Source organism: Kistimonas scapharcae, from assembly GCF_039540975.1.
GTDB classification, from domain to species: Bacteria; Pseudomonadota; Gammaproteobacteria; order Pseudomonadales; family Endozoicomonadaceae; genus Kistimonas; species Kistimonas scapharcae.
On sequence record NZ_BAABFL010000363.1, the window covers coordinates 1 to 9,710 of the forward strand.

The window sequence follows — 9,710 nt, forward strand, 5'->3', positions numbered from 1 at the left end:
ACGCCATGGGAATACCTGGCTAAATCCGAGCTGTCGGAAAACTCTAATTTAGGGTGCCACTAAAAAAGGGATGTTTACATTTCCAGCAGGGATTTGGCGTAGGCTTCGAGCCACTGGATCAACAGGGCTTATTCAATGAAATGGAAATTCTGCTGAACCATCTGGGACTCAAAAAAACGATCTTTCGCAGTGATCACGCATCCAATTACCTGATCCTGAAAGGCGTCCTCGGCAGGGATAAAGCGGTACTGCTGGATAAGGTGCGTACGGCCATTCGGCAGCCTGAGCGAATTGCATTAAGAGAAGAGTGGCAAAGAGGTCTGTAAAGCCTGGATGCAGCCCGACAGATAATGTCAGAAAGGGTGATGCAAATGTTTCCGGAAAGAACAGTAATGCCTGTCTATACTGGAGGTTGTGTCTTTATCTGACAATAAAGTGACGGAAAACTAATCATCAGTGATTGACAGGGATATGTCATGAAAGCAGCGGCGACACCTTCACCTAACTATTTTTATGGGCCAGTGGTTGATTTCCTGTTAGTGGGAGGAATGGCATTTGTTATTTACCTGACGACGCTTGCCTTTCTGGATTTTTATGGCAGTTTCGATCTTTGGTATTTGACCTGGTGTCTTGCGTTTCTTGTCAACTTTCCCCACTTCATGATCAGTTACCAGATTTTTTATCGCTATCATCGTAACAGGATAACGACTGACAAACGTTTCTTCATGGTTGGGGTTGTGGTACCGGTTATTCTGATGGCGCTATCCTTGGCTGCCGTCATCACTCAGGATGGATTATTTGTCCGTATACTTATCCATGCAATGTTCTTCTTTGTGGGGTGGCATTATGTCAAACAGTGTTTTGGCTGCTTCATTCTGACATCCTCGAACAGTGGTACCTATTATCGGAAAACGGAAGTTCGGTTGTTCAAAACCGCTCTCTACCTGCTCTGGGTCTGTTCTTACGTGCAATTGTTCCGTGCTAATGAAAGTGGTTTTTTATTCTTTATGCCAGAAGCTGCTCAACATGATTTCTGGGGAGTCAAATATAGCTATTACAGTATTCCTGGCTGGATTGGTCAGACAAGTGTTGGGTTGGCGATTATCAGTTTTGCGATTTGCTGTGGTTTGATTGCGCGAAGAGTCTGGCTCAAGGAAAAATTACCCAATCATGTTGCCATCATGGGCTTTATGACCGCCTATCTCTGGTTGGCACCTGTTTTCTATAACCCAAAATATGCCTATATCATTCCATTCTTCCATTCTCTCCAGTATCTGATGTTCTGTGGTGTTTATATGCATAACAAGATTGAACGTAATACGGCAGAAGAGCGGAAACGTTACTGGGTAGAACAGGCCCGTTGGTGGGGACTGGCGTTATTGTTTGGTGCACTCTTTTTTGAGTGGCTGCCGTCCGTACTGGATGACAGTATCAGTTATGACACGCAGTCGACAGGCGCTCGCCTGTTCTATGTACTCTTCACATTATTTATCAATGTGCACCATTACTTTATTGATAGTGTGATCTGGAAAGGTGACAACCAGGAAGTCAGGGAGCATCTGAAGCCTATTGCTCAGCATTGACCGCAATCGTTCCGTCTCCGTTGTTTCTGACAGCCGTTTCCAATCTGGCAACGGCTGTTTAGTTTCTAGGTTAAATGGGTTCTGCATCATCACTGAAACCGATATCCAGCCCGGGGTCATCGTCTGATGAAGCGGTTGTCGTCTGCGAACGTTTTTGGAATCTGGTCGTTTTTTCCTCATGGAAAGAGGGTGGCTCGGTGGTGCGAATGTGGATATCCCGTTGCGGAAAGGCGATTTCGATATTGTGTTCACGGAACAGGGTATCGATGCGGGTATTCAAGTCATTCAGTGTGATCAGGCGATCCCCCATCTCTTTCACATGAACCCGAAGCTCATGGTTCAAGGTACTGTCGCCAAAACTCAGGAAAAAGACAGAGGGTGCAGGCTCTTTCAATACCCGCGGGTCTTCATCGGCAGCTTGCAGTAACAGTTCGCGGGTCTTGGCAAGGTCGGAGCCGTAGGCAACACCGACCATGATAACGACACGGGTTTCCGGATCACTGAGCGTCCAGTTAATGAGCTGGTCGGTAATGAAGACTTTGTTGGGGATAACGATCTCTTTGTTATCCCAGTCCGTAATCGTCGTAGCCCGGATCCGGATGCGTGACACTGTACCACTGAGTGAGCCGATGGTGACCGTGTCGCCAATACGAATCGGTCGTTCAAACAGAATGATAATGCCGGAAATAAAGTTGGCAAAGATTTCCTGCAGACCAAACCCCAGCCCGACACCGACAGCAGCAACCAGCCACTGTAGCTTGTCCCAGCTGACGCCCAATGTGGATAGAACACTGAGAACACCGATGGCCGTAATCGAGTAACTGAGCAGGGTACTGATCGCATACCCTGATCCCTGAGATAACTGCAGGCGTGACAGTACCGCAATCTCGAGTAATCCCGGCAGGTTTCGTGACAGTACCATGGTCACCAGTATCAGCAACAGGGCCGTCATGATATCGCCCAGCTGCCAGGTGTCGCTTTTCATGCCGGTGGTGGTAATTGTAATGGCTTCAATACTGGAAAAAATGGTGATCATGTCCTGCCAGACCCAGTAGAGCAGTAGCACGAGCAGGGCAATCATGAAAGCATTGAGCAGGCGTATGGTTTGGCGGTTGATGGTTTCGAGATCCAGGTTGGGAATTTCCACTTCCCGGTCCTCACGCATGGCTTCGCGACGACTCAATGCACGACTGAAGGCCAGCCGACGGCTGGCCACATAGATGCCGCGTTTGATAACCGCCCTTAACAAAGCCCAGACGCCAATCACAAACAGACTGATGACCAGATGGCCGAGTATGACAAGCGTTGTGTAGTAGTACCCTCTTAAAATCAGGATGATCAGTCCCAGTGGAGTAGCAATTAAAAACAGCCAGATAAGACTATCCAGAAAGCGGAAACCAAACAGACTGGGGACCTGCTGATATAACCGGTACAACAGAATACCGAGTGATCCGCAGCCAAGCATGGTCAGCAGCTGACTGATCACGTCATTGATTTCCCGCATGGGGACCAACAGGATCAGAGGTGCCATGACCCAGCGGGTCAGGTTAAGCACCTGGTAGAGTTTCTGGTTAAAAACTGCGGGTAAACGGAAATGGGTTTCCGCAATCCCACCCGGCAGGTGTAAGCGTGTGGCAAAGGCCAACACCCACCAGAATCCTCCGGTGATCTGTAGCAATTTTCCCATTTCACGAAGACTGTCGTAGGTTCCGCCAGCTCTGCTGATCAGGTATCCACACAGCGTGATCAATAGTGGAGGAATGGCACATTGCAGCGCATCAAGGAACAGGGCCTGGGGTGTGACCCAGATGCTGTCATGGCGAACGTCACCGACTTTGCCGGATAAGTCGGTTAGTGCCTGTTGAATGGTATTTCGCCGAATCACCAGAATCATCACGATCGCCAGAATAATGATGGTTTGTGGGATACGCTTGTGGACGCCCTGTAAGAGAGCCGGGAGAATATTTCCGGTATTCAACGCCGTAATCTGATCATGAATATCGGCAGGTATGGTTTTCAGCCAGTCCGTATCCAGTGGGGGGTTGGTGGGTATCCAGAACAATTGATCGTCCAGTGACTTGACCAGTTTCAGGCTACTTTGCTGGAGTTGCTTCTGGTTCAGTTTCAGATCAATGGCGATAGAGAGCAGGGTACCCAGTTCCCGCTGGATTCGATCCAGCAGATCCCTGCGGGTCTGAAGTTGATCTGCAATGGCCCTGCGCAGGCTGACCTGTTGATCGGTTGGAATTTGATGTTCCAGAAAGAGCGCGGTAATGACGGCCTGCGGATCGCTGAGTCGCTGTCTCTGTTCGCCATAACTGAACTGCTTAAGCCGTATATCACTGATAGTGGTATCTATATCGTCGTACAGTCGCAGCTTGGGCAACGCCTGTTGTTGCTCCCTGAGGATTTTGCCCAGCAGTGGATTGTTTTCCAAAACGGCGGTTTGTTGTTCGATCGTTTGTTGCAGATCCTGCATACGCCTTTGCAGATCTTTAATGCGATTATCTTCCTGCTGAAGCTCGGACTGCTGATCGTTCAGCTGCAGAAGCTCTTGCCCAAGCCCGGCATTCAGTCGTAACTGATCTGCCAGCAGCGGGTTATCCTGTCCGGTCACTTTGCTGATATGAGCGATGGTTTCTTCAGTGACCAGACGGCGCTTGCGATTGACCTCAGACTGCATCAGTGCAATCTGGTTGTTGAGAATCTGCAGTTGTTTGCGTACCAGGTCCCGACGGTGAGTGATCAGGTCGAGCATGGTACTGCTGGCCAGTATCTCCTGACGCAGTAACTGGCTTTTGCTTTGCAGTGCTGCCTGCTTGGCCAATAACATCTGCTGACGTGTTTTGGGAAAGGGTTGCTGGTCCTGTTTATTTAACAGTGTTGCCAGTTCATCAGACATTAATACCAGCTGTGTACCAATGGCATCGATTTGGGTTTGTGAGGTATCAGGGCGTGCCTGCTCATTAGTGATTTGCTCATTGAGCTGGCTTAATTGTTGTTGAAGCGTTCTTTGTTGATCCTGACCTTCCTGTAGCTGTCGTTCAAGAGTTGTCAGAGACAGACGGCTATAATCGTCCTGTAATTCAATATTTGTGGGCGTTTGCAATGCTTTCTGTTCTTGCTTCAGTTTGATCAGCTCTGCAGGGGCCTGCAGCAAGCGTTTCTGAAGCGAGGCCAGTGTTGCACTGTTCTCTTCACTTTCCTGAAGGTATTGCAGGGTTTGCTGGTACAGCTCTGTAAGCTGTGTCCGGTTCTCTTCTGAACGATTTGGGTCTTTTTGAACCCGCTCCATGGAATCCCTGATCATCCGAACACTGGGAGGCGCCAGGTTCATGATGCCGTTGGTAGGAGTCTCGGCAGAGGCTGTCATGACCTGCATGGCCATCAGCGCTGCCAAGATTCCAAGGAGAAGGCGGCTGTACTGCTTAACTGCCATTGCCAATACCTTGATAAAAGACTACGTCAGCCTATGACAGGTTGGTTGAAGCTGCCAACTGACACGTTATAAGCCTGTTTTGGGTGGTTTTACCAGGAAACGCTGACTGAATCCCTCGCTGCGTTTTTGCTGATAGCGGACCAGGGCGGCGACAACAATGACAGCAAACAGCAACCTTGCCCAGAGAATGCCCGAGAGGTCTGCGCCCATCAGCATGATCAGTAGCGTATCTTCAATCAGGCTATGGCAAAGCCCAAGGAGACTGATTGCTGCAAAAATATCGGCGGCATCGACTTTCCCGCTTTCTGCTTCGCGAATTAACAGACCGCCACCGTAGGATAGCCCGAGTGTAATACCGATAATCGTAATGGTGGTGGCTTTGGGGCTGATACCAAGCACCTTCAGTATGGGTTGCAGGAGGTAACTGATAGCCTGTTCAACCCCGATAGCGCGAAGAATCTTTAGCAGCGTCAGCAAGACCATGATCGTGATCGTGATCCAGAAGCAGCTTTCCAGTTGCGTCAGGGCCCAGGTGCTGAGACTGTCATCAACAACACTGGGCTGCCACAGACGCGTAACCGGTTCATCCAGCCAGCCGCCATAGTGGTAGAGCTGGTTCAGCAGTATCGCCAGAACAATGGCACCGCCAATGCGTAGTACCAGCTGTGTAAGAAGACGACAGCCTGCCCGCTGTGCAATACGGATTTCAACCGGCAGGCTGTGTGCCAGCAGCATCAGTGTGCCCAGGATGGTGACCTGCGCCTGGGTCCAGCCAACATCACCCGGCAAGGTAAAAAATACGACCATGCCTGTATAAATATTGGCCAGCATCGTTGTGGCCCAGATCAGACCAGCAGCATCCGGCAGGCCCATGAGTTGCATCAGGGGGCTGATCCATGTTGCAAGAATCTCGATAAAACCCCCTAATTCCAGCAGTTTGACGACAATAAGCGCCGGAATCATGATGCGAAACAGCGTCAGGCTGACCTTGACCGTATCAATGACGATCTCCCGGCCATGAATGTACAGGCGTTGCATGGTGAACGATTCTGATTGTTGTACTGGAAATATCCCTATTATCACGAAACGACGGATGTACGTCGTGATGCAGAGCAACCGCAGGACGTATTCTGCACTGTAGCTGAAGAGCATGACAGTGTTTTTGGCTAACGGTCAGCGTTCGTTAACGAGCAGCGTCGTATCGGTTGGGTCGTTTGCCGTGGGACAGAACCAGCTGCCATAACTGCAATTCTCTGGCGCGGAAAACACCGGCAAAGCACAGCAGGTAATACGTCCACATCCGGTAAAAACGTTGATTGTAGGCGGGCTTCAGTTCTGGCCAGTGGTGTTTGAAATTCTCATGCCAGGCAAGGAGCGTTCGGTCGTAATCGGGGCCAAAGTTTTGCCAGTCCTCCAGAACAAACAATGGCTCAATACTGCGGGTCAGCTGTATTGGTGAGGGGATTTCACCGTTAGGAAAGATATATTTGTGAATCCACGGATCACGGCCATGGGTTGTGGTGTTGTTGCCAATGGTGTGGAGCAGGAAATAACCGCCGGGTTTCAGTAACCGGTGGACGGTTTCCATATACAATCGGTAGTTTTTTTCACCCACATGCTCAAACATACCCACGGAAACCGCACGATCGAACTGTCCGTCCATTTCACGGTAATCTTTCAGAATAATGCTAACCGGCAGATGTCGTGTACGATCACAAGCCAGAGTCATCTGCTCATCGGAGATGGTGATGCCCGTGACTTCTACCCCGTAATGGGTGGCGGCAAATTCGGCAAGTCCACCCCATCCACAGCCGATATCCAGCAGGGTCATGCCGGGGGCTAGCTGCAGTTTTTCACAGATAAGCCGGAGTTTGGCTTCCTGAGCTTCTGCAAGCGTTGTAGCAGTTTTCCAGTAACCACAGCTGTAACTCATACTGGGATCAAGCATGACGGAGAACAGGTCGTTGCCTAGGTTGTAATGCTGTTCACCGACATCAAATGCACGACGGCGGCTTTGGAGATTGAACAGGCGAGTTTTAAGCGAGTCCAGGATAAAGCCAAGTTTACGATGTGATAGCCGGTCGGCGCGATGCTGTAGCAGCTTGTGGAACAATGCGTCCAATTGCTCGCAGTCCCACCAGCCATCCATATAGGATTCTCCCAGCCCTAGCGAGCGTTGTCTGAGGACCCTGGAATAAAAGCGGGCGTCGTGCACGTGAATATCCCAGGGATTCGTGCCATCAAACTGTATGCCGCTGCCTGACAGCAGAGACTCAAGCGCACGACGTGCGTAACCGGTGCGGACTGGATGACTTGCAATGGTGCCCATGGCACAGAGACCGAGAAATAAAATTGCTAAGTTTAGCGTCTATTTCACCGTGTGCAGTGAAGCGGTTCTGAGCCAGATCATTGTCAGTTCAATCGTTTTTTTTGGTGATTGCGATTCATGTCAAAGAGGGCGTATCAGCAGGCTGATTGAACAGTCGTGAACAGTTTGTGATTTAAACGTCATTATCGTTTAAACGTTATTGTGGACAGCCTTGATTGAGGGTTGAAAGCCGAGGAGCGACGCTCCCCGGCTTATTAGGTTATTCAGCAGCTCAGATCTTTGCCGCGATATCGATAGTGTTTTGCGGTGCTTTCGTGCGCCCGTAAAGTACGCCGACAATCAAGGCGATACCTGCAGCAACCAGCCAGGTCATGTGCTGGGCAAACAATGGCAGGTTGTCAGTCAGCCAGGTATTAAGCATGTCTGGCATTAATCCGGATGCCTGCCACCCATCCAGTACTGCGAACAACAGTGTGGTAGCAGCAACCAGACGTGTAACCAAGACGGGATGCTTGATCCATCGGCGCACCATCCCAACGACGGTCAGGGCAATGGCCAGCGGATATATGATCACCATGACTGGAATGGAAACCGCAATCAGTTGCTCCAGTCCAAGGGTGGCAACCAGAGCGGCAACCAGATAGATAACAATGATGTACTGGCGATAAGTGAAACGAGGGCCAATGGTGTTGAAGTATTCGGCGCAGGCACTGGGCGTACCGATCGCGGTCGTCAGGCAGGCCAGAGTAATGATAATACCCATGATCAGTGTACCGGATGTGCCGAACAGTGCAGTAATGTAAGCCGTCAGGATGTGAGCGCCATTGGTGGCTTCCGGTGCAACACCATGGCTGGTGGCGCCAAGGTACAACAGGGCGCTGTAGACCAATGCCATTCCGAGGGCCGCGAACAGACCCACCATGGCGCTATAACGAACAATATCCCGGTCACTGCGCACACCATGGTTTCTCAACAGTTGCGCAATCATCCAACCCAGGCAGAGTGGTCCCAGGGCATCCATGGTCAGGTAACCTTGTACCATTCCTTCTGAGAACGCATTGCTTGCATAGGCGCCGGTCGCCGCTTCAATACCACCCTGAGGCTGCCAGAGGGTTGCAATGGCAATCACGGTTAACATCAACAACAGCAGGGGAGCCATCTTTTTGCCTACAGAAACAACCAGGCGACTGGGGTTGATTGCAAACCAGCAGGCAATGGCCAGAAAGACGACAGCGTATAGGTTCAGGGTGAGTGAGCCCGGGTTACCAATAAAAGGCTGCAGCCCGATCTCGTAGGCAACATGGGCGCTTCTGGGCACAACGAAGGCGGGTCCCATGACGGCGAACAGCGCTATCCAAAAGGCTTTTCCTGCCCAGGCTGGCAGGTCACGGGTGACCTTGTCAGGGCCTCCAGCCATGGCGACGCCGATCAGTGTTAACAGGGTCAGGCCAATATCGCCTGCCATGAAACCCAGTCCGCCCTGCAGGATAAATTCGCCTGCCTGCTGGCCGACAATCGGTGGAAAAATAATATTCCCTGCCCCAAGAAACATGGAGAAAATCGCCAGGCAGATAGCGAGCAGATCATTGCGTTTCACAGTACACCCCCTTTCGGGACTGGCGGACTGTCTGGAGGCCGGGTGAGAGAATTCTGGTGAGAGTTCAGCATGCCGGCGCTTCAGATCAGGCCGGCAGTCGTTATTTTAGACCATCAGCCTGATCTGGCTAAAAAAGAAAAAGCCACAGATAGCGATGGTAAAGAAAAGTCCAGATATAACCATGCAGGCCGCTTTTACGGCTTCGATACGACGATTGTTGTCAGTATGCATGGTCATGATCAGTACATGCCTCGTGGTTACAGTTATTCCCAGGCGACACCAACTTAGCAAAGACGATGGTTCCAGTGCACTAGGTAATGACCGAATGAAAAAGGCTGAATAACAGTGACAATGCGTGAACATTGTCACTGTCGTATGAGGGGTAGGTGGAAAGGCGTATCAGTGCCCGGTCAGCATCGTCTGGGATTGTGGTGCCTCGCAGGCGCCATCCAGGCTGCTGATCCGCTCCAGATCTGAATACTACTCAAAGGTGACAAAATCCACCTCTTCATACGCTGGAATTCCACCCTCATCCACCCATCTGCACTTGATTTTATTCGTATCTACATTCTTGCTAAAGACAGGGTTTCCTTGTTTTGTGTAATAAAAAAACTCTTCAATTGAGTAAGTTCGGAAAGGACACTCATGGGGTTCATGCACTAGGACAGTTTGACTATCTTTCCTGAATCCGCGAGTTCACAGCTAAGAAATCGGCCTGAAAACCCCAGAGCCCAAGTCTTTTCGTATAAAATCCCCTGATTC

7 protein-coding genes are annotated in these 9,710 nt (G+C 50.4%); 3 read left to right on the forward strand and 4 right to left on the reverse strand.

The window, feature by feature from the left end; translation table 11 throughout:
- Window positions 1-140: 140 nt before the first annotated feature.
- Together ABD892_RS13070 and ABD892_RS13075 are read left to right on the forward strand one after the other, a co-directional pair.
- Complete coding sequence (locus ABD892_RS13070) at window positions 141-326, forward strand: hypothetical protein (protein ID WP_345196202.1); 186 nt, start codon at window positions 141-143, stop codon at window positions 324-326.
- Between the two features lie 150 nt (window positions 327-476).
- Window positions 477-1,583: a hypothetical protein gene (locus tag ABD892_RS13075; RefSeq protein ID WP_345196203.1), complete on the forward strand. Its 1,107-nt coding sequence runs from the start codon at window positions 477-479 to the stop codon at window positions 1,581-1,583.
- A gap of 70 nt (window positions 1,584-1,653) precedes the next feature.
- Here ABD892_RS13075 and mscK read toward each other — a convergent pair whose 3' ends face one another.
- From mscK to brnQ, 4 genes are all read right to left on the reverse strand, one after another.
- The gene (mscK, locus tag ABD892_RS13080) at window positions 1,654-5,022 is read right to left on the reverse strand and encodes a mechanosensitive channel MscK (RefSeq protein WP_345196204.1); all 3,369 of its coding nucleotides are present in this window, start codon (window positions 5,020-5,022) and stop codon (window positions 1,654-1,656) included.
- A 66-nt stretch (window positions 5,023-5,088) separates the two neighbouring features.
- Entirely contained in the window at window positions 5,089-6,060 is a 972-nt protein-coding gene (locus ABD892_RS13085) for a hypothetical protein (protein ID WP_345196205.1), read from the reverse strand.
- Between the two features lie 145 nt (window positions 6,061-6,205).
- A complete protein-coding gene (cfa, locus tag ABD892_RS13090; protein ID WP_345196206.1) occupies window positions 6,206-7,351 on the reverse strand; it encodes a cyclopropane fatty acyl phospholipid synthase in 1,146 nt (381 codons plus the stop codon).
- Window positions 7,352-7,622: 271 nt separating this feature from the next.
- The gene (brnQ, locus tag ABD892_RS13095) at window positions 7,623-8,948 is read right to left on the reverse strand and encodes a branched-chain amino acid transport system II carrier protein (RefSeq protein WP_345196207.1); all 1,326 of its coding nucleotides are present in this window, start codon (window positions 8,946-8,948) and stop codon (window positions 7,623-7,625) included.
- Window positions 8,949-9,017: 69 nt separating this feature from the next.
- On the opposite strand from brnQ, the gene ABD892_RS13100 reads away from it, so the two are divergent.
- Window positions 9,018-9,236, forward strand: a complete 219-nt coding sequence (locus ABD892_RS13100) for a hypothetical protein (protein WP_345196208.1) — start codon at window positions 9,018-9,020, stop codon at window positions 9,234-9,236.
- Window positions 9,237-9,710 lie beyond the last annotated feature (474 nt).

Bases quoted from the DNA above. Each gene is read 5' to 3' on its own strand.
- ABD892_RS13070 (WP_345196202.1), top strand. From the start codon at position 141: ATGGAAATTCTGCTGAACCATCTGGGACTCAAAAAAACGATCTTTCGC.
- ABD892_RS13075 (WP_345196203.1), top strand. From the start codon at position 477: ATGAAAGCAGCGGCGACACCTTCACCTAACTATTTTTATGGGCCAGTG.
- mscK (WP_345196204.1), bottom strand. From the start codon at position 5,022: ATGGCAGTTAAGCAGTACAGCCGCCTTCTCCTTGGAATCTTGGCAGCG.
- ABD892_RS13085 (WP_345196205.1), bottom strand. From the start codon at position 6,060: ATGCAACGCCTGTACATTCATGGCCGGGAGATCGTCATTGATACGGTC.
- cfa (WP_345196206.1), bottom strand. From the start codon at position 7,351: ATGGGCACCATTGCAAGTCATCCAGTCCGCACCGGTTACGCACGTCGT.
- ABD892_RS13100 (WP_345196208.1), top strand. From the start codon at position 9,018: ATGCCGGCGCTTCAGATCAGGCCGGCAGTCGTTATTTTAGACCATCAG.